The sequence below is a fragment of the Diaphorobacter oryzae DSM 22780 genome (genome assembly GCF_059568935.1).
Map to the genome: position 1 here is coordinate 352,358 of NZ_JCANUL010000002.1, position 19,105 is coordinate 371,462.

General features: G+C 69.9%; 18 protein-coding genes. 13 read left to right on the forward strand and 5 right to left on the reverse strand.

The features are described 5' to 3' along the window. Positions 1–18: 18 nt before the first annotated feature. The gene (gene rpe / locus BP68_RS04835; RefSeq protein WP_496369484.1) at positions 19–699 is read left to right on the forward strand and encodes a ribulose-phosphate 3-epimerase; all 681 of its coding nucleotides are present in this window, start codon (positions 19–21) and stop codon (positions 697–699) included. A 19-nt stretch (positions 700–718) separates the two neighbouring features. Here the strand turns inward: rpe and BP68_RS04840 are convergent, their stop codons facing one another. Beyond that, entirely contained in the window at positions 719–1,063 is a 345-nt protein-coding gene (locus tag BP68_RS04840) for a hypothetical protein (RefSeq protein ID WP_496369485.1), read from the reverse strand. A gap of 198 nt (positions 1,064–1,261) precedes the next feature. On the opposite strand from BP68_RS04840, the gene gph reads away from it, so the two are divergent. Next, positions 1,262–1,987 (forward strand): phosphoglycolate phosphatase, encoded by a 726-nt coding sequence (gene gph / locus BP68_RS04845; protein ID WP_496369486.1) that lies wholly within the window; start codon positions 1,262–1,264, stop codon positions 1,985–1,987. A 28-nt stretch (positions 1,988–2,015) separates the two neighbouring features. Here the strand turns inward: gph and BP68_RS04850 are convergent, their stop codons facing one another. Beyond that, positions 2,016–3,776, reverse strand: a complete 1,761-nt coding sequence (locus BP68_RS04850; RefSeq protein ID WP_496369487.1) for a methyl-accepting chemotaxis protein — start codon at positions 3,774–3,776, stop codon at positions 2,016–2,018. 126 nt (positions 3,777–3,902) lie between these two features. After that, on the reverse strand, positions 3,903–4,505 hold the full coding sequence (locus BP68_RS04855) for a chalcone isomerase family protein (RefSeq protein ID WP_496369488.1): 603 nt from the start codon (positions 4,503–4,505) through the stop codon (positions 3,903–3,905). Positions 4,506–4,882: 377 nt separating this feature from the next. Between BP68_RS04855 and trpE the strand changes: the two genes are divergently transcribed. From trpE to BP68_RS04895, 8 genes are all read left to right on the forward strand, one after another. After that, positions 4,883–6,382, forward strand: coding sequence for an anthranilate synthase component I (gene trpE, locus BP68_RS04860; RefSeq protein WP_496369489.1), 1,500 nt, complete (start codon positions 4,883–4,885; stop codon positions 6,380–6,382). Then, complete coding sequence (locus BP68_RS04865; protein ID WP_496369716.1) at positions 6,382–6,723, forward strand: chorismate mutase; 342 nt, start codon at positions 6,382–6,384, stop codon at positions 6,721–6,723. The genes trpE and BP68_RS04865 overlap by 1 nt, the downstream gene beginning before the upstream one ends. Further along, positions 6,720–7,295, forward strand: coding sequence for an aminodeoxychorismate/anthranilate synthase component II (locus tag BP68_RS04870; protein ID WP_496369490.1), 576 nt, complete (start codon positions 6,720–6,722; stop codon positions 7,293–7,295). Before BP68_RS04865 ends, BP68_RS04870 begins: the two co-directional genes overlap by 4 nt. 120 nt (positions 7,296–7,415) lie before the next feature. Then, positions 7,416–8,459, forward strand: a complete 1,044-nt coding sequence (gene trpD / locus BP68_RS04875; protein ID WP_496369491.1) for an anthranilate phosphoribosyltransferase — start codon at positions 7,416–7,418, stop codon at positions 8,457–8,459. An 11-nt stretch (positions 8,460–8,470) separates the two neighbouring features. Further along, the gene (locus BP68_RS04880; RefSeq protein WP_496369492.1) at positions 8,471–8,638 is read left to right on the forward strand and encodes a hypothetical protein; all 168 of its coding nucleotides are present in this window, start codon (positions 8,471–8,473) and stop codon (positions 8,636–8,638) included. A gap of 28 nt (positions 8,639–8,666) precedes the next feature. Then, positions 8,667–9,467 (forward strand): indole-3-glycerol phosphate synthase TrpC, encoded by an 801-nt coding sequence (gene trpC / locus BP68_RS04885; protein WP_496369493.1) that lies wholly within the window; start codon positions 8,667–8,669, stop codon positions 9,465–9,467. A gap of 163 nt (positions 9,468–9,630) precedes the next feature. Further along, entirely contained in the window at positions 9,631–12,288 is a 2,658-nt protein-coding gene (locus BP68_RS04890; RefSeq protein ID WP_496369494.1) for a diguanylate cyclase, read from the forward strand. Positions 12,289–12,333: 45 nt separating this feature from the next. Then, positions 12,334–13,074 carry a uracil-DNA glycosylase gene (locus tag BP68_RS04895; RefSeq protein ID WP_496369495.1) on the forward strand — a complete coding sequence of 247 codons (741 nt, stop codon included), beginning with the start codon at positions 12,334–12,336 and terminating at the stop codon, positions 13,072–13,074. A 20-nt stretch (positions 13,075–13,094) separates the two neighbouring features. Here BP68_RS04895 and BP68_RS04900 read toward each other — a convergent pair whose 3' ends face one another. Both BP68_RS04900 and queA read right to left on the reverse strand, forming a co-directional pair. Further along, the gene (locus tag BP68_RS04900) at positions 13,095–13,979 is read right to left on the reverse strand and encodes a DMT family transporter (RefSeq protein WP_496369496.1); all 885 of its coding nucleotides are present in this window, start codon (positions 13,977–13,979) and stop codon (positions 13,095–13,097) included. A gap of 92 nt (positions 13,980–14,071) precedes the next feature. Then, the gene (queA, locus tag BP68_RS04905) at positions 14,072–15,172 is read right to left on the reverse strand and encodes a tRNA preQ1(34) S-adenosylmethionine ribosyltransferase-isomerase QueA (RefSeq protein ID WP_496369497.1); all 1,101 of its coding nucleotides are present in this window, start codon (positions 15,170–15,172) and stop codon (positions 14,072–14,074) included. Between the two features lie 164 nt (positions 15,173–15,336). Here queA and recG point away from each other — a divergent pair, with 164 nt between their 5' ends. From recG to BP68_RS04920, 3 genes are all read left to right on the forward strand, one after another. Then, positions 15,337–17,463 (forward strand): ATP-dependent DNA helicase RecG, encoded by a 2,127-nt coding sequence (recG, locus tag BP68_RS04910; RefSeq protein WP_496369498.1) that lies wholly within the window; start codon positions 15,337–15,339, stop codon positions 17,461–17,463. A 70-nt stretch (positions 17,464–17,533) separates the two neighbouring features. Next, positions 17,534–18,499, forward strand: coding sequence for a LysR substrate-binding domain-containing protein (locus BP68_RS04915; RefSeq protein ID WP_496369499.1), 966 nt, complete (start codon positions 17,534–17,536; stop codon positions 18,497–18,499). A gap of 85 nt (positions 18,500–18,584) precedes the next feature. After that, a complete protein-coding gene (locus BP68_RS04920; protein WP_496369500.1) occupies positions 18,585–19,103 on the forward strand; it encodes a Dps family protein in 519 nt (172 codons plus the stop codon). Positions 19,104–19,105 lie beyond the last annotated feature (2 nt).

Consider the following 19,105-nt stretch of genomic DNA (forward strand, 5'->3'; position numbering starts at 1 on the left):
GCTGCGACAATCGCGGGCATGAGCCGCACCTACCGTATCGCCCCCTCCATCCTGTCCGCAGACTTCGCCCGCCTGGGCGAGGAAGTGCACAACGTGATCGCCGCCGGCGCCGACTGGATCCACTTCGACGTCATGGACAACCACTATGTGCCCAACCTCACGTTCGGCCCCATGGTGTGCCAGGCCTTGAAGCCCCATGCCGTGACGCCGGACGGCCAGCCCGTGCCCATCGACGTGCACCTGATGGTCCAGCCCGTCGACGAGCTGGCCACCGCGTTCGCCAAGGCGGGCGCCGATCTCATCAGCTTCCACCCCGATGCCTCGACCCATGTGCACCGCAGCATCCAGAACATCAAGGCCCAGGGCTGCAAGGCCGGGCTGACCTTCAATCCCGCCGCGCCGCTGGACGTGCTGGACTGGGTGATCGAGGACATCGACCTGATCCTATTGATGAGCGTGAACCCCGGCTTCGGCGGCCAGAGCTTCATCGACAGCACGCTGCGCAAGATCGAGGTGGCCCGCAAGCGCATCGAGGCCTCGGGCAAGGACATCCGCCTGGAGGTTGACGGCGGCATCAAGGCCGACAACATCCGCCGCGTGGCCGATGCCGGCGCCGACACCTTCGTGGCCGGCAGCGCCATCTTCGGCCAGCGTGACTACGCGGCCGTGATCGGCGCCATGCGCGCCGAGCTGGGCTGAGCGCCGGCTGCCCGGTCGCTTACCGGACCGGTGTGACGGCCTCGCGCAGCAGGCCGCCACCCTCCACCGAGCCCGAAACCGTGGCGCCGCTGCGCACGCGGGCCTCGCAGTCCGAGCGGTCCTCGTCGGTCTTGAACACCTCGCAGCGCGCCAGGGCGTTGCGCTCATAGGCGCCGGCATCGCCGCTGGTGAGCTGGCCGGTGCGCGCGGCCTGCGCGGCGGCGCCGGCCTCGCGCATGCAGGCCATGCGGCTTTCCTGCGCCACGCCGGCGCAGGCGGCGCGGTCCTCGTGGTACTGGCTGCGGGCGTCGGTGGCCGCCTGTGCGGTGGCGGCGCACAGCAGCAGCGCCGCGGTCAAAAGCATGGTGGGATGGCGTGCAACCATGTCGTATTACCTCCTGGATGGGGTGTGGGCTGGACGGTCCAGCGTAGGGCGCGGCCCCGGTCCCGTCTGTCCGCAGGCCGCGCCCCAGCCTGTCGGACAGGGCGGACAGCCCGCAGGTACACTGCGCGCGCCGCGTGCCCGCCGGGCACGCACCAAGCAAGAAAACAAGGATGACCGATGGTAATGCTGCAAGACTCCCTGGCCGCGCTGCTGGCGCGCGCGGATGCCGCGATCGTGGACCTGGACGGCACCATGGTCGATACGCTGGGGGACTTTGCCGAGGCCATCAACCGCATGCTGCGCGACCTGGAGCTGCCGGCCATCGCGCCCGCGCAGATCGAGCGCATGGTGGGCAAGGGCTCCGAGCACCTGCTGCGCTCAGTGCTGAAACATGTGCTGGCGCTTGATGGACAAGTGCTTGCAGCTATCGAAATGGAAGCGCGCGTGGAGGCGCTGTACCCGCGTGCCTGGGAGCGCTACCAGCACCATTACCTGGCCATCAACGGCCAGTACGCAGCCACCTATCCGGGCGTGGCCGAAGGCCTGGCGGCGCTGCGCGGCGCCGGCCTGCGCTTGGCCTGCCTGACCAACAAGCCCACGGACTTCGCCCTGCCGCTGCTGCGCGCCAAGGGGTTGGACGGCTTTTTCGAGCATGTCTTCGGCGGCGACGCCTTCGCGCGCAAGAAGCCCGACCCGCTGCCGCTGCAGAAGACCTGCGAGGCGCTGGGCACGGCGCCCGCGCGCACGTTGATGATCGGCGATTCGAGCAACGACGCCCAGGCCGCGCGGGCCGCGGGTTGCCCCGTGGTGCTGGTGACCTATGGCTACAACCACGGCCAGCCCGCGCGCTCGGTGGATGCCGATGCCTATGTGGACGCGCTGACCGAACTCCTGCCGGCCTGAGGCTGCCGCCCCGGCGGGACGGCCGGGGTCAGAAGCTTTCCCAGTCGTCGCCGTCGTGCGCCGCGCCGTTGCCGTTCAAGCCGGCGCGCGTGCTCTTGTGCGCGGGTGCGGCCAGCACCGCGGCGCTGGAGCCGGCGGGCTTGCGGGCGGCGGCCGGTGGTTGTGCCGATTTTGCGGCCGGTTTTGCGGCCGCGGCGGCCTTGGGGGGCGCGGTGGCTGCGGTGCGCTGCACCGGTGCGGCCGCGCTGTGCTGTGCCAGGCGGAACACGGCCACGGCATGCACAAGCTGCGCGGCCTGCGCCTTGAGGCTGTCCGCCGCGGCGGCGCTTTCCTCGACCAGCGCGGCGTTTTGCTGCGTGGCCTGGTCCATCTGCGTGATGGCTTCGCCGACCTGGCCCACGCCCGCGCTCTGCTGGCTGCTGGCGGCGCTGATCTCGCCCATGATGTTCGTCACGCGGCGGATGGAGTTCACCACCTCGGTCATGGTGGTGCCGGCCTTGTCCACCAGTTGCGTGCCCTGTTCCACGCGCTCCACGCTGGCGGTGATCAGGTCCTTGATTTCCTTGGCGGCGGCGGCCGAGCGCTGCGCCAGGTTGCGCACCTCGCCGGCCACCACGGCAAAGCCGCGGCCCTGCTCGCCGGCGCGCGCGGCCTCCACGGCCGCATTGAGCGCCAGGATGTTGGTCTGGAAAGCGATGCCGTCGATCACGCCGATGATGTCGGCGATCTTGTGGCTGGACGCATTGATGCCTCGCATCGTGCCCACCACCTCGGCCACCACGCTGCCGCCCTGGGCGGCGACGGTGCTGGCGTTCATGGCGAGCTGGTTGGCCTGGCGGGCGTTGTCGGCGTTCTGGCGCACCGTGGCGCCGAGCTGTTCCATGGAGGCGGCGGTCTCCTCCAGCGCGCTGGCCTGCTGCTCGGTGCGCGCGGACAGGTCGTTGTTGCCCTGCGAGATCTGGGCGCTGGCCGTGGCCACGCTTTCGGCATTGGTGCGCACGTCGGCGACCACGCGGGCCAGGTTGTCCTGCATGTGGCGCAGCGCGTCCAGCAGGGCCGCCGCCTCGTCGCGGCCGCGGCTCTCGATGGGCTGGGTCAGGTCGCCCTCGGCGATCTGGCCGGCCCGGCGCACGGCCAGCTGCAGCGGCGCGGTGACGGAGCGGGTCAGCAAGAAGGCCGAGCCGATGCCGACCAGCAGCGCCACCACCGTGGCGCCCAGCAGGATCGTGCGGCCCAGGGCTGCATCGGCGTCGGCCTCCTGGCGGGCGCGCTCATACAGCGTCTGCTGGCGCTGCTCCAGCGCCTGGATGGACTGGACATAGGCATCGGCCAGGGGCTTGAGCTGGCTGTTGAGTTGGGCCGTCACGTCCTCGCCCGCTGCCTTGCGCTTGAGGAGTTCGGCGCGCGGCGCCCGGTAGGCCTCGCGGGCCTTGTCGATGTCGGCCAGCAGCCCGCGGCCCACGTCGGTGCGCACCAGGCTTTCCACCACCTTGCGGGCGTCATCGACCACGCGCGAGGTCTGGGCCATTTCGGTCTGCCAGCTGGCCAGGTGGTCGGTGTTCGCGTCCAGGATGGCGGCGCGTGTCCGCACCCAGTTCTGGTCAATGCCCTGGCGCCATTGCACCGTGGCACGCAGCCGCTCGTTGTCGGTGCTCGTGAGCTGCTCGGTGGCGTCCGCCAGCTCCTGCAACCGCCAAATGCCCACGCCGGCGATGACCACCGTGATGAGCAAGACCAGACCGAAGGACAAGGCCAGGCGCGTGCCCACCTTGATGTTGCTGAGACTCATGCGTGCCCCTTGCTGTGCGGATTGCAAGAAAGTGTATCTCCAGCGCGGCCGTGCGGAATACGGCGCGATGCGGCGGTGAGCGAGGGATATGGCGGCCTGTTCCCGGCATTCAGAGGCGCGCGGCGCTCACTCCTTGCCGAGCAGCGCGTCCTTGAGCTTCCAGTCCGCCGGCTGTTGGCCCAGCCAGATGCCCAGCAGGGCGTTGAAGAACTCGGGCTCCTTGAAGGGCTCGCCCTGCGGCACGCCCTTCACGGAGACCTGCGTGCCCGTGCCGGGGAGCCAGTCCACGGTGAAGACCTCGCCGGTCAGCAGCTTCTTGTGGTCCGAAAAGATCTGGCTCATGCGCAGCACGCCGGGGATCAGCTTGGAGAAGGCGGCCTTGTCCATGTTGTCCTCCATGCCGCGCGAGAACAGCCGGCCAAGCTCGGCCGAGTCGATGTCGCGCAGCATGGTCACGCTGATGCGCTTGGGGCCGCGCAGGGCGTAGACCTCGGCCGTGGTCGCGGCCTTCTTTTCCAGGTACAGGCCGGCGGCGTACACCTTGAAGACGGCCTTGTAGCGCAGGCCCGCGCCGTTGAGCAGCAGGCGGCTGCCCTGCAGCTCCAGGGTGGGGTCGAACTTCACGCCGCCCAGCTGGGTCGGCTCCGTGGCCGCCACGGAGGGCAGGGCCGCGAAGCAGGGCAGGGCCAGGGCAGCCCACTGCAGGGCGCGACGACGGGCGATGGACATGCGCAACTCCTTAAGAACGAACGATCGTGCGTTTCAAAATGTTCCGGCATGCCGTACGGCGGGGCAATAGGGTTTTCGCGTGCCGGTTGTCGCCCTTGCGCGGCGGCGGCCGCAGCCCGTCCGGCAGCGGCGGGCCGGGCGCTTTGCTACACTTTGCGCCCATGTTCATTCATCGCACGTTCATTACAGGTTGCAGTGACCGGGGAGCCTGGCCCTGGCGCAAGCCTGCGTCGTTGAACTCCTGATGGCACCTGGGGCACATCCCAGCGTGCGCCCGTGGCCCCGTTCTGCGCTCTGCGTGGGGCCGACAAACCGAATGAACCCGCGGCGCCAGCGCACACGCGCATTGCACGCCGCACGAGCTGGGAACTCTCCTCGTGATCACTGAACTGGAATTCAAAAGCCTGGCCCTGGAAGGCTACAACCGCATCCCGCTGATCGCGGAAGCCTTCGCGGACCTGGAAACCCCCCTGTCCCTCTACCTCAAGCTGGCCCACGGCAAGGGCGACGGCAAGCACAGCTTCTTGCTGGAGTCGGTCGTCGGCGGCGAGCGCTTCGGGCGCTACAGCTTCATCGGCCTGCCGGCGCGCACGCTGCTGCGCGCCAGCGGCTTCGGCGACGCGGCCAGGACCGAGGTGGTGACCGACGGCCAGGTGGTGGAGACCGCCGCCGGCAATCCGCTGGACTTCATCGCCGACTACCAAAAGCGCTTCAAGGTGGCGCTGCGCCCGGGGCTGCCGCGCTTTTGCGGCGGCCTGGCGGGCTACTTCGGCTACGACGCGGTGCGCTACATCGAAAAGAAGCTGGAGCACAGCTGCCCGCCCGACACGCTGGGCTGCCCCGACATCCTGCTGCTGCAGTGCGAGGAGCTGGCCGTCATCGACAACCTCTCGGGCAAGCTGTACCTCATCGTCTACGCCAACCCGGGCGAACCCGAGGCGTATTCCCGGGGCAAGAAGCGCCTGCGCGAGCTCAAGGAGCAGCTCAAGTACTCGGTGAGCGCGCCCGTGGTGCGCGCCAGCGAGCAGCATCCCGCGCAGCGCAGCTTCGCCAAGGCCGACTACCTGGCGGCCGTGGAGCAGGCCAAGGAGCTCATCGCCGCCGGCGACTTCATGCAGGTGCAGGTGGGCCAGCGCATCCACAAGCGCTACACCGAGTCGCCGCTGTCGCTGTACCGCGCGCTGCGTTCGCTGAACCCGTCGCCCTACATGTACTACTACCACTTCGGCGACTTCCATGTGGTGGGCGCCAGCCCCGAGATCCTGGTGCGCCAGGAGAGCACGCCCGAGGGCCAGAAGATCACCATCCGCCCGCTGGCCGGCACGCGCCCGCGCGGCGCCACGCCCGAGGCCGACAAGGCCACCGAACACGAGCTGGTCAACGACCCGAAGGAGCGCGCCGAGCATGTGATGCTGATCGACCTGGCGCGCAACGACATCGGCCGCATCGCCAAGACCGGCTCGGTGAAGGTGACCGAGGCCTTCGCCATCGAGCGCTACAGCCACGTGATGCACATCGTGAGCAACGTGGAAGGCCTGCTGAACGACGGCATGACCAGCATGGACGTGCTCAAGGCCGCCTTCCCGGCCGGCACGCTCACGGGCGCGCCCAAGGTGCATGCGATGGAGCTGATCGACCGGCTGGAGCCCACCAAGCGCGGCCTGTACGGCGGCGCCTGCGGCTACCTGAGCTACGCGGGCGACATGGACGTGGCGATCGCCATCCGCACCGGCATCGTGAAGGACGGCATGCTGTACGTGCAGGCCGCGGCCGGCGTGGTGGCCGATTCGGTGCCCGAGCTGGAATGGAAGGAAACCGAGCACAAGGCGCGCGCGCTGCTGCGCGCCGCCGAGCTGGTGGAAGAAGGACTCGAATGATGACCCGAGCAATCGACAAGACACAGCACTGCGCCAGCATGGCCGAGGTGCGGGCGCACATCGACGCGCTGGACGACATCCTGGTGCCGCTGCTGGTGGAGCGCGGCGGCTACATGACGCAGGCGGCCCGCAACAAGCCGCTGCAATCGCAGGTGCGCGACGAGGCCCGCATCGAATACATCGTCGAGCGCGTGCGCGCCCGCGCCGCGGCCGAGGGCGGCGAGCCCGACGTGATCGAGGCCATCTACCGCAGCATGATGGAGGCGTACATCGCCTACGAACACCGCGAGTTCGACCGCCTGGTCGCCGCCGGCCAGAAACCGCAGGAGTCCACGCCATGACCAAGCTCTTGATGGTCGACAACTACGACAGCTTCACCTACAACATCGTCCAGTACTTCGGCGAACTCGGCGCCGAGGTCGAGGTGTTCCGCAACGACGAGATCACGCTCGAAGGCATTGCCGCCCGCGCGCCCGACCGGCTGGTGATCTCGCCCGGGCCCTGCTCGCCGACCGAGGCCGGCATCTCGGTGCCGGCCATACGGCACTTTGCCGGCAAGCTGCCGATCCTGGGCGTGTGCCTGGGGCACCAGAGCATCGGCGCGGCCTTCGGCGGCACCATCGTGCGCGCCCAGGAGCTGATGCACGGCAAGACCAGCGTCATCACCACCACGCAGCAGGGCGTGTTCGCGGGCCTGCCCCGGCAGTTCACGGTGAACCGCTACCACTCGCTGGCCATCGAGCGCGCGAGCTGCCCCGAGGTGCTGGAAATCACGGCCTGGACCGAGGACGGCGAGATCATGGGCGTGCGCCACAAGGAGCTGGCCATCGAGGGCGTGCAGTTCCACCCCGAGAGCATCCTGACCGAACACGGCCACGCGATGCTGAAGAACTTCCTGGAGCAGTCCCGCTGAGGCGGCTGCAAATTGTGTAGCGCCTTGCGCTTGTCAGTGGGGCGTTTCAGGGTCTTTTGATGCTGAATTTCCCTTGTGGCAAGCGCGAATAGCTCTCCGATTGATAGCGAAACGGACACCATGAGCACCCCGAGCAAGATCACCCCCCAGGAAGCGCTGCAACGCACCATCGAGCACCGCGAAATCTTCCATGACGAGATGCTGCACCTGATGCGCATGATCATGCGCGGCGAGCTTTCGCCCGTGATGACGGCGGCCATCGTCACCGGCCTGCGCGTGAAGAAGGAAACCATTGGCGAGATCTCCGCCGCCGCCGAGGTGATGCGCGAGTTCTCGAACAAGGTGAACGTGCACGACCGCACGCACCTGGTGGACATCGTCGGCACCGGCGGCGACGGCGCCAACACCTTCAACATCTCCACCTGCGCCACCTTCGTGATCGCCGCGGCCGGCGGCAAGGTCAGCAAGCACGGCGGGCGCAGCGTCAGCAGCAAGAGCGGCAGCGCCGACGCCATGGAGGCGCTGGGCGTGAACATCAACCTCGCGCCCGAGCAAATCGCCGACTGCATCCGCGACGTGGGCATCGGCTTCATGTTCGCGCCCAACCACCACCCGGCCATGAAGAACGTGGCCCCGGTGCGCAAGGAACTGGGCGTGCGCACCCTCTTCAACATCCTGGGCCCCCTCACAAACCCGGCCGGCGCGCCCAACATCCTGATGGGCGTGTTCCACGAGGACCTGGTCGGCATCCAGGTGCGCGCGCTGCAGCGCCTGGGCGCCGAGCATGCGCTGGTGGTCTATGGCCGCGATGGCCTGGACGAGATCAGCCTGGGCGCCGGTACCCTGGTGGGCGAACTCAAGGACGGCGTGGTGCGCGAATACGAGGTCCACCCCGAGGACTTCGGCCTGCGCATGGCCGGCACGCGCGCGCTGAAGGTAGAGAATCCCGAAGAATCCAAAGCCATGCTGCTGGGCGTGCTGCAGGGCGACGAGGGCCCGGCGCGCGATATCGTCTGCCTGAACGCCGGCGCCGCGCTGTACGCGGCCAACGTGGCCGATTCGCTGGAGGACGGCCTGCGGCGCGCGCAGCAGGCCCTGGCCAGCGGCGCGGCCCTGGCCAAGCTGCAGCAGCTGGTGGCCTACACGCAGCGGCTCACGGCCTGAGCCGCCGCGCCATGAGCCTGCTCGACGCCCCCATCTGGAATGACCCCGGCACGTGGATCGTGCTGGGCGTGTCGCTGCTGTTCATCGTCGTGGGCATCGTGATGCACCGCATCATCATGAAGGTGGTGCGCACGCCGCCGCCCGATGCCCCGCCGGTGGACCGGCCCTCGCAACATTGACCCCCGACCCCGCCCAAGGAACCCTGCCGTGTCCGACATCCTGAAAAAAATCTGCGACGTGAAGGTCGAGGAAGTGGCCGCCGCGCAAAAGCGCATGCCCTTCGCCGACATGCGCCGCGACGCCGAAAGCCGCGTGCTCACGCGCGACTTCGTGGGCGCGCTGCGCGCCAAGATCGCGGCCGGCCAGGCTGGCGTGATCGCCGAGATCAAGAAGGCCAGCCCGAGCAAGGGCGTGATCCGCGAGAACTTCATCCCCGCCGACATCGCGCAAAGCTACGCCGAGGGCGACGGCAAGGTCAGTGCCGCCTGTCTGTCGGTGCTGACCGACCGCCAGTTCTTCCAGGGCCAGCCCGACTACCTGAAGCAGGCGCGCGCCAGCTGCCCGCTGCCCGTGCTGCGCAAGGACTTCATGGTCGACCCCTACCAGATCTACGAGTCGCGCTCGATGGGCGCGGACTGCGTGCTCCTGATCGCCGCCTGCCTGGATGACGGCCTGATGGCCGAGATGGAGCAGATCGCCCGCAGCCTGGACATGGCCGTGCTGGTGGAGGTGCACGACGGCGCCGAGCTGGAGCGCGCCCTGCGGCTCAAGACGTCGCTCGTGGGCATCAACAACCGCAACCTGCGCACCTTCGAGGTCAGCCTGCAGACCACGCTGGCGCTGAAGAAGGAGGTGCCGGCCGACCGCCTGCTGGTGACCGAATCCGGCATCCTCGGCCCGCAGGACGTGCAGACCATGCGCGACGCGGGCGTGAACGCCTTCCTGGTGGGCGAGGCCTTCATGCGCGCCAAGGACCCGGGCCGGGCGCTGGCCCAGCTGTTTGCCTGAAGCGACAGGCGCCTGCCGCAAGACAGATTTGCGGAAGATTGTTTACACTTGTTACACGGTGGGCCGATAGCGGTTTTCTATGACCGCGGTGCGGCAGGGAAAGGAGCTCCGCCGGGCGCAGTTTGGCGATAGAGGGGCTTTGGTGGGAAGTTTGCATCCGCCCGTGGAACGGTTTCGCAGGGAGTGGTGGTGGCTGGCGGCCTTCGGGATCACCGTCGGCGTGCTGCTGGCTGCGTTGCTCGGGGTGGAGCATGCCGCCATCGACAGGTCCGAGCGCCAGCGGTTGGCGCTCCAGGTGCGCACCATCCACGACAACCTGGGCCGCCAGCTCACCGTGGTGAACCGCGCGCTCGCCAGCCTGGGCGAGGACCAGCCGCAGTCATGCTCCAGGGGCGAGGGCCTGGAGCGGCTCAACGAGCGCCTGCGTGCCTTCAGCGAGGCCATGATCGGCGTGCGCACGCTGACCGTGCTCGACGCCCAGGGCACGGTGATCGCCTCCAGCCGCCACGCGCTCCTGGGGGACAACTTCGGCCACCGCGACTATTTCCTGGCCGCCCGCAGCGCAGCGTCGGCCGACACCCTGGTCGTGAGCCCGCCGTTCAGCACGGCGCTGGGCGTGTGGGCCCTGGTGCTGGCGCGCCGCGTGCCGGGGCCGGACGGCGGCTTCGGCGGCGTGGTGGTGGCCACGCTGGACCCGCAGGAGTTCCGCACCCTGCTCGAATCGGTGCGCTACGCCCCCGACATGCTGACCGCGCTGGCCCATGGCGGCGGGCTGCGCTTTCTCATGGTGCCCGAGAGCGAGGGGCCTGCGGGCAAGAACATGGCGCAGCCGGGCACGCTGTTCACGCGGCACCGCGACAGCGGGCAGCAGGCCAGCGTGCTGCTGGGGCCGATCGAGCCGGGCGGCGGGGCGCTGCGCCTGATGGCCATACAGACCATCCAGCCGGAGCAGCTGCACATGGACAAGCCCCTGGTGGCCGCCGCGGGGCGGGACTGGCACAGCGTCTTCGCGGGCTGGCGCACCCTGGCGTGGACGGCGGGCGCGGGGTATGCGCTGCTGGTGCTGGTCGCGGTGTCCCTGCTGCATGTGTCGCAGCGGCGCAGGCGCCAGACCTGGCAGCGCGAGGCCGAACTGGCCGAGCAGTCCGCCGAGCTGCAGGCGCGCTGGCGCGCGGTGCTGGAGGCCACGCGCCAGGGCGTGTGGGACTGGGACGTGGCCAGCGGCAAGGTGTACTTTTCCCCTGTCTGGAAGTCCATGCTGGGCTATGCCGAGGACGAGATCGGCGATGGCCTGGACGAATGGGAGGGCCGGCTGCACCCCGACGACCGCGAGCGCGTGCAGGCCGACCTGCGGCGCCACTTCGATGGCGAGACGCCGTCCTACGAGAACGTGCACCGCGTGCGCTGCAAGGACGGCAGCTACAAGTGGATCCAGGACCGCGGCCAGACCCTGGAGCGCGATGCCAACGGGCGCCCGCTGCGCCTGATCGGCACCCACACGGACGTCACCGCGCAGCGCCAGCACCAGGAAACGCTCGACCGCCTGACCGAGAACGTCCCCGGCATGCTGTACCAGTACCAGCTGGACGGCGACGGCAGCAGCCGCTTCCCCTACGCCAGCCATGGCGCACGGGATGTCTACGGCTTCGCGCCCGAGGAGCTGCGGCAGGACGCCGCGCGGGTGTTCGGGCGCATCCATCCCGACGACCTGGAGCGGGTGAGCGAGAGCATCCAGCAGTCCGCGGTGGCGCTCGACCTGTGGCGCGCCGATTACCGCGTGATCCTGCCCGGCCGCGGCGAGCGCTGGCTCAGCGGCCAGGCCCGGCCCCGGCGGGACGCCTCGGGCGCGGTGCTCTGGCACGGCTACATCCACGATGTGACGCAGGCCAAGCAGCAGTCCCTGCAACTGCAGGAGACGGAGCGCCTGCTCCGGCACCTGATGCAGGAAATGCCCGTCGGCCTGTGCATGATCAATGCCACCGGCGCCATCTACTTTCGCAACCGGCGCTTCCAGGAGCTGTTCGGCTACCCGGAGGCCGACGTGACCACGCTGGAGCAGTGGTGGCTCAAGGCCTACCCCGAACCCGTCTACCGCGCCAAGGTGATGCAGGCCTGGAACGCGGCGCGGGCGCAGGCGGCGGGCAGCGGCGGATACCTGCCGGATCGGGAATACCGCGTCACCGCGCAAGACGGCACGCTGCGCACCATCGTCATCGGCGGCCTGTCGTTCGGCGACCATTTCATGGCCACCTTCGTGGACCGCACCGAGCAGCAGGCGCAAAGCGAGCTGCTGCGCAAGCTGGCCTATGTGGACGGCCTGACCGGCCTGGCCAACCGGCGCAAGTTCGACCAGGCGCTGCAGGCCGAGTGGCGGCGCTGCCGCCGCAGCGGCCGCCCGCTGGCGCTGGTGATGCTCGACATTGACCATTTCAAGCAGTTCAACGACCTGTATGGCCACCAGCAGGGCGACGAATGCCTGCGCACCGTGGCCGCCGTCCTGCGCAAGGGGTTTGGCCGCTCGCACGACCTCGTGGCCCGCTACGGCGGCGAGGAGTTCGTCTGCCTGATGCCCGAATGCGACCTGGACGGCGCCCGCGCCAAGGCCCAGGCCCTGTGCCGTGCGGTGCAGGAGAAGGGCATCGCGCACCAGGGCTCGCGCGTGGCCAGCGTGGTCACCGTCAGCGCCGGCGTGGCCTGCCAGGTGCCCGACGGCGACACCACGCCAGAGGCGCTACTGGCCCGCGCCGACGCCAACCTGTACCGCGCCAAGGGCGCCGGGCGCAACCGGGTGGACGACGGCATGGATTCGCTATTAAAATAATAGCTGTTTGCGCTTGATGGACGGGCGCTGGAGACTGAATTGATCATGAATTCCCCCTCGCCCGCTGTTTCTCCTGCTGCTGCCACCACCGCCACGCAGTTGCACAGCGCCCACCCGGCCGACTGGCCCGTGGCGCCGGGCTGGCAGCCGCTGGTGGACGGCTTCTTCGCCAGCGAGCGCGGCCAGGCGCTGCTGGCCTTTCTGCGCTCGCGCCTGGAGGCGGGCGCCGCCATCTTCCCGCCGCAGCCGCTGCGCGCGCTGCAGCTCACGCCGCCCGAGGACACGCGGGTGGTCATCCTGGGGCAGGACCCGTACCACGGCCGCGGCCAGGCCGAGGGGCTGGCGTTTTCTGTGGCGCCCGGCGTGCGCCTGCCGCCGTCGCTGCAGAACATCTTCAAGGAAATGCAGCGCGACCTGGGCGTGCCGTTCCCGCCCTTTCCCGATCCCGGCGGCAGCCTCGTGAAATGGGCCAAGGGTGGCGTGCTGCTGCTCAACACCTGCCTGACGGTGGAGGAGGGCCAGGCCGCCAGCCATTCCGGCAAGGGCTGGGAGCTGCTCACCGACGCCGTGATCCGCCATGTGGCCGAGGGCGATCGCCCCGTGGTCTTCATGCTCTGGGGCAGCCACGCCCAGTCCAAGCGCGCGCTCATCCCGCAGGACCGGGGGCACCTGGTGCTCACCTCCAACCACCCCTCGCCGCTGTCGGCGCTGCGTCCGCCGGTGCCGTTCATCGGCAACGGGCATTTCGGGCAGGCGCGGGCATTCCGCGAGCAGCACGGGTACTGACGGCCCGGCGCCGTCCCTGATTACCGCGACTCGCGCACCGTGAGCCAGGTGCTGGCCGCGCCGCTGAGCGCGATCAGCGCGATGCCCAGCAGCGACCAGCGGTCGGGCATGTGGCCGTACACCGCCCAGCCGGCCAGCATGGCGAAGGCGATCTGGCTGTAGAGAAAGGGCGCGATGGTGGCCGGCGTGGTGCGCGCATAGGCCCTGAGCAGCAGCAGATGGCCCAGCGCACTCGACAGCCCCATGACCACCAGGCCCAGCCACACCCAGGGGTCGCTGATGGCGGTCCACGCGAAGGGCGCCGCCAGGCTCATCAGGCCCGTGGCGATCCAGCTGGTATAGAACTGCGTGGTGGCGGGCTCTTCCTGCCCGGCCATCTTGCTGCTGAGGATCTGGTAGCCGGTGCCGCAGGCCAGCATGCACAGCGGCAGCACGAGGGCCCAGCTGGCGCTGCCGCCCGCGCCCGGGCGCAGGATGAGCAGCACGCTGGCCAGCCCCGTGGCCACCAGCAGCCAGCGCAGCGCGCTCACCGGCTGGCGCAGCCACAGCGCGGCCACCAGGGTCACGCACAGCGGCGTGGCCGCCACGATGGCGGTGAACTCGGGCAGCGGCATGGCGCGGATGCTGAAGATGCCGAACAGGCTGGTGGCGGCGAACAGCGCCGCGCGCAGCATCTGAAAGCGCGGATGGGCGGTGGGCGGCAGGCGCCAGCCCGCGCGCGGCAGCACGTAGGCCGAGGTGGCCAGCGACTGGAACACATAGCGCAGCCACAGCGCCAGCAGCAGCGGGGTGGTGGCGCTCACCAGCTTGGTGGCCGTGTCCAGCAGCGCAAAGGCCGCGCAGGCCCCCACGGTGAGGGCGATGCCGGCCAGGGCCGAGCGCTGGCGGCTCGCGGGGGCGGTCATCTCAGTGGTTCACCGCGCGTTGCATGAAGCCGGCGGCGCCCCCCCGCCCGCAGCGCGCAGCGCAGCGAGCGCGGGGGAAGGCCCACGGTGCCTCAGGGGGGTGTTTGCCCATCTTTTCGCTCCAGCAGCATGGAGTCGCCGTAGCTGAAGAAGCGGTAGCGCTGGTCCACGGCATGGCGGTACAGCTGCATGACATGCTCGTAGCCCGCGAAGGCGCTCACCAGCATCATCAGCGTGCTCTTGGGCAGGTGGAAGTTGGTGACCAGCATGTCCACCACCTGGAACTGGAAGCCCGGCGTGATGAAGATGCGGGTGTCGCCCGTGGTCTGGCCGCCGCGCGCCCAGGATTCCAGCGTGCGCACCGTGGTCGTGCCCACGGCCACCACGCGGCCGCCGCGCTGGCGGCAGCGCTCCAGCGCGGCCAGCGTGGCCAGCGGAATGTCGTACCACTCGCTGTGCATCTGGTGCTCGGCCAGGTTCTCGGTCTTCACGGGCTGGAAGGTGCCGGCGCCCACGTGCAGCGTGACGCTGGCGCGCTCCACGCCCTGCTGCGCCAGCTGGGCGAGCAGGGCGTCGTCGAAGTGCAGCGCCGCCGTGGGCGCGGCCACCGCGCCGGGGGCGCGCGCGAACACGGTCTGGTAGCGCTCGCTGTCCTCGGCCTCGTCGGGGTCGTGCGCGGCGTTTTGCTGGCGCTCGATGTAGGGCGGCAGCGGCAGGTGCCCGTGGCGCTCCATCAGCTCCCAGGGCGTCTCGCCCGCCGGGCCGCGCAGCGCGAAGCGAAACAGCGGGCCGTCGGCATCGGGCCAGCGCGCCAGCAGCGTGGCGTCGAAGCCGCCGCGGGCGGCGCCGCCGGCCATGTGGATGGTGGCGCCGGGCAGGGGCTTCTTGCTGACCTTCATGTGGGCCACGACCTCGTTGCCGGTGAGCACGCGCTCGATCAAGAGCTCCAGCTTGCCGCCGCTGGCCTTTTCGCCGAAGACGCGGGCCTTGACCACCTTGGTGTCGTTGAACACCAGCAGGTCGCCGGCCCGCAGCAGGCCGGGCAGCTCGCGGAAGATGCGGTCGGTGGGCGGGCTGGCGCGCCCGTCGAGCAGGCGCGAGCCGCTGCGTTCGGGGGCGGGGTGCTGGGCGATGAGTAGCTCGGGCAGCTCGAAGTCGAAGTCGCTGAGGGTGAAGGCGCGGGGGGCGGGCATGGGAAGCGGGAGGGCCGGACGGGCCCGTTCCAAGGACGGGCAAAACAAGCCGGCGATTCTCGCAAATTGCGCCGCTGCGTGCGTCCGCCAGGCGCCGTACCCCGCGCCGGCGTGATAGCCTTTCCGCCGCCCGTTTCCCAACTCCTTCCCGCTCTCGCCCCTGCATGTCCGCCACGCCACCGGCACCGCGCTCCGCCACTCCCAGTCCGGCCCAGAAGGCCCTGCACAAGCTGGGGCTCACGCGCGACATCGACCTGGCCCTGCACCTGCCGTTGCGCTACGAGGACGAGACACGCATCACGCCCCTGCGCAACGCGCGCGAGGGCGATACCGTGCAGATCGAGGTCACGGTGACGGCCAGCGAGATCCAGGCGCGCCCGCGCCGCCAGCTCGTGGTGACGGTGGAGGACGACACCGGCAGCTGCGAGCTGCGCTTCTTCAGCTTCTACCCCTCGCACCAGAAGACCATGGCCGTGGGCGCGCGGCTGCGCGTGCGCGGCGAGGTCAAGGGCGGCTTTTGGGGCCGGCAGATGCTGCACCCGGCCTTTCGCAAGGCCGAGGGCGCGCTGCCCGCGGCGCTCACGCCCGTCTATCCCACGGTGGCGCAGTTGCCCCAGGCCTACCTGCGCCGCGCCGTCGCCAGCGCGCTCACGCGCGTGGACCTGCCCGAGACCCTGCCGCCGGGGCTGGAGCCGCCGCTGGCCCCGGCGTCACGGTTTGATAGGCAAATAGGCCTGCAGCGCCCGTGGAATCTGCGCGAGGCGCTCCTGTTTTTGCACCACCCCGCGCCCGACGTGGCGCTGGCCACGCTGGAAGACCACAGCCACCCGGCCTGGCAGCGCCTGAAGGCCGAGGAGCTGCTGGCGCAGCAGCTGTCGCAGCTCACGGCCAAGCGCGAGCGCGACCGGCTGCGCGCCCCGCAGCTGCGCCCGCAGGCCGCCGCCGGCGCGCTGGCGCTGCACGAGCAGCTGCTGGCCGTGCTGCCCTTCAGCCTGACGGCCGCGCAGCGCCGTGTGGGCGAGGAGATCGCGCGCGACCTGGCGCGGGCCGTGCCCATGCACCGCCTGCTGCAGGGCGACGTGGGATCGGGCAAGACCGTGGTGGCCGCGCTGGCCGCCACCGTGTGCATGGACGCGGGCTGGCAGTGCGCGCTGATGGCGCCCACCGAAATCCTGGCCGAGCAGCATTTCGCCAAGCTCATCGGCTGGCTGGAGCCGCTGCTGGCCGCGCGCGGGCGGCGCGTGGCGTGGCTGGTGGGCGGGCAAAAGAAGAAGCAGCGCACCGAGATGCTGGCGGACATCGAAAGCGGCGAGGCGGCCCTGGTCGTGGGCACGCATGCGGTGATCCAGGAGCAGGTGCGCTTCAAGAACCTGGCGCTGGCCGTGATCGACGAGCAGCACCGCTTCGGCGTGGCCCAGCGGCTGGCGCTGCGCCAGAAGCTGCAGCACCTGGGGCTGGAGCCGCACATGCTGATGATGAGCGCCACGCCCATCCCGCGCACGCTGGCCATGAGCTACTACGCCGACCTGGACGTGTCCACCATCGACGAGCTGCCGCCGGGGCGCACGCCCATCGTCACCAAGCTCATCGCTGACAGCCGCAAGGACCAGGTGGTCGAGCGCATCGGCGCCCAGGTGGCCGCGGGCCGGCAGGTGTACTGGGTGTGCCCGCTGATCGAGGAGAGCGAGGCGCTGGACCTGTCCAACGCCACGGCCACGCACATGGAGCTGAGCGAGGCCCTGCCCGGCGTGACCGTGGGCCTGCTGCACTCGCGCATGCCGTCCGCCGAGAAGAAGGCGGTGATGGAGGAATTCAAGAGCGGTCGCATGGGCGTGCTGGTCTCCACCACCGTCATCGAGGTGGGGGTGGACGTGCCCAACGCCTCGCTGATGGTCATCGAGCATGCCGAGCGCTTCGGCCTGTCGCAGCTGCACCAGCTGCGCGGGCGCGTGGGGCGCGGCGCGGCGGCCTCGGCCTGCGTGCTGCTGTACTCCACGGGCGACAGCGGCCGCCTGGGCGAGACGGCGCGCGACCGCCTCAAGGCCATGGCCGAGACCACCGACGGCTTCGAGATCGCGCGACGCGACCTGGAGATCCGCGGCCCCGGCGAGTTCCTGGGCGCGCGCCAGTCGGGCGACGCGCTGCTGCGCTTCGCCGACCTGGCCACCGACACGGTGCTGCTGGAATGGGCGCGCGAGGCCGCGCCGCAGATGCTCGACCGCCACCCGGCGCTGGCCGAGCGGCATATCCAGCGCTGGCTTGGCGGAAAATCGGACTACCTGAAAGCATGAACCCGCACCGACGGGCCGCACGGTGCGGCGCGCCATTGCACAATGGCCGGCCCAGACGGCCGGACCCGCCATGACTCTTACCGAACTCAAATACATCGTCGCCGTTGCGCGTGAAAAACATTTTGGCCGTGCCGCCGAGGCCTGCTACGTCTCGCAGCCCACCCTGTCGGTGGCGGTGAAGAAGCTCGAGGACGAGCTGGAGGTCAAGCTCTTCGAGCGCAGCGCGGGCGATGTGTCGGTCACGCCGCTGGGCGAGGAGATCGTGCGCCAGGCGCAGAGCGTGCTGGAGCAGGCCTCGGCCATCAAGGAGATCGCCAAGCGCGGCAAGGACCCGCTGGCCGGCGCGCTCACGCTGGGCGTGATCTACACCGTGGGCCCCTACCTGCTGCCCGAGCTGGTGCGCCACGCCATCGCGCGCACGCCGCAGATGCCGCTGATGCTGCAGGAGAACTTCACCATCAAGCTGCTGGAGATGCTGCGCACCGGCGAGATCGACTGCGCCATCATGGCCGAGCCCTTTCCCGACACCGGCCTGGCGATCGCCCCGCTGTACGACGAGCCCTTCATGGCGGCCGTGCCGTCCAACCACCCGCTGGCCGAGCGCAAGTCGGTCTCGGCCTCGGAGCTCAAGAACGAGACCATGCTGCTGCTCGGCGCGGGCCACTGCTTTCGCGACCATGTGCTGGAGGTCTGCCCCGAGTTCGCGCGCTACGCGAGCAATGCCGAGGGCATACGCCGCACCTTCGAGGGCTCGTCGCTGGAGACCATCAAGCACATGGTGTCGGCCGGCATGGGCGTGACGCTGGTGCCGCGCCTGTCGGTGCCGCGCGATGCGCTGCACACGGGCGCGCGCCGGCGCAAGAGCGACGACACCCATATCCGCTACCTGCCGATCCAGGAGGACGACGGCAGCGCCCCGCCCATGCGCCGCGTGGTGCTGGCCTGGCGGCGCAGCTTCACGCGCTACGAGGCCATCGCCGCGCTGCGCAACGCGGTCTACGCCTGCGAGCTGCAGGGCGTCACGCGCCTGTCTTGACCCAGCACGGCGCTGCGGCGTGCCGCAGCGGGTACAGTCCCTGCAGTCATTTCGCACTCTGCCATCCACCCAGAAAGGACGCACCATGGCCAAGCCCAGCAGCAAATCCGCCAGCGCCAAGAGCGCCGCGCCGCGCATCAACATCGGCATCAGCGACAAGGACCGCGCCGCCATCGCCCAGGGCCTGTCGCGCCTGCTGGCGGACACCTACACGCTGTACCTGACGACCCACAACTTCCACTGGAACGTGACGGGCCCCATGTTCAACACGCTGCACACCATGTTCATGGCGCAGTACACCGAGCTGTGGAACGCCGTGGACCCTGTGGCCGAGCGCATCCGCTCCCTGGGCCATGTCGCGCCGGGCTCGTACGCCCAGTTCGGCAAGCTCACCAGCCTGGCCGATGTGCCCGAGACCCCGCCCAAGGCGCTGGAGATGGTGCGCATCCTGGTCGAAGGCCACGAGGCCGTGGCCCGCACCGCGCGCGAGCTGTTCCCGCTGGCCGACAAGGCCAGCGACGAGCCCACGGCCGACCTGCTGACCCAGCGCCTCACGGTGCATGAGCAGACGGCCTGGATGCTGCGTTCGCTGCTCGAAGACTGAGC

Excerpts from the sequence above, each read along its gene's own strand:
- rpe (WP_496369484.1), top strand. The coding sequence starts at position 19 with ATGAGCCGCACCTACCGTATCGCCCCCTCCATCCTGTCCGCAGACTTC.
- BP68_RS04840 (WP_496369485.1), bottom strand. The coding sequence starts at position 1,063 with ATGCTTTTGACCGCGGCGCTGCTGCTGTGCGCCGCCACCGCACAGGCG.
- gph (WP_496369486.1), top strand. The coding sequence starts at position 1,262 with ATGGTAATGCTGCAAGACTCCCTGGCCGCGCTGCTGGCGCGCGCGGAT.
- BP68_RS04850 (WP_496369487.1), bottom strand. The coding sequence starts at position 3,776 with ATGAGTCTCAGCAACATCAAGGTGGGCACGCGCCTGGCCTTGTCCTTC.
- BP68_RS04855 (WP_496369488.1), bottom strand. The coding sequence starts at position 4,505 with ATGTCCATCGCCCGTCGTCGCGCCCTGCAGTGGGCTGCCCTGGCCCTG.
- BP68_RS04865 (WP_496369716.1), top strand. The coding sequence starts at position 6,382 with ATGACCCGAGCAATCGACAAGACACAGCACTGCGCCAGCATGGCCGAG.
- BP68_RS04870 (WP_496369490.1), top strand. The coding sequence starts at position 6,720 with ATGACCAAGCTCTTGATGGTCGACAACTACGACAGCTTCACCTACAAC.
- trpD (WP_496369491.1), top strand. The coding sequence starts at position 7,416 with ATGAGCACCCCGAGCAAGATCACCCCCCAGGAAGCGCTGCAACGCACC.
- BP68_RS04880 (WP_496369492.1), top strand. The coding sequence starts at position 8,471 with ATGAGCCTGCTCGACGCCCCCATCTGGAATGACCCCGGCACGTGGATC.
- BP68_RS04895 (WP_496369495.1), top strand. The coding sequence starts at position 12,334 with ATGAATTCCCCCTCGCCCGCTGTTTCTCCTGCTGCTGCCACCACCGCC.
- BP68_RS04900 (WP_496369496.1), bottom strand. The coding sequence starts at position 13,979 with ATGACCGCCCCCGCGAGCCGCCAGCGCTCGGCCCTGGCCGGCATCGCC.
- queA (WP_496369497.1), bottom strand. The coding sequence starts at position 15,172 with ATGCCCGCCCCCCGCGCCTTCACCCTCAGCGACTTCGACTTCGAGCTG.
- recG (WP_496369498.1), top strand. The coding sequence starts at position 15,337 with ATGTCCGCCACGCCACCGGCACCGCGCTCCGCCACTCCCAGTCCGGCC.
- BP68_RS04915 (WP_496369499.1), top strand. The coding sequence starts at position 17,534 with ATGACTCTTACCGAACTCAAATACATCGTCGCCGTTGCGCGTGAAAAA.
- BP68_RS04920 (WP_496369500.1), top strand. The coding sequence starts at position 18,585 with ATGGCCAAGCCCAGCAGCAAATCCGCCAGCGCCAAGAGCGCCGCGCCG.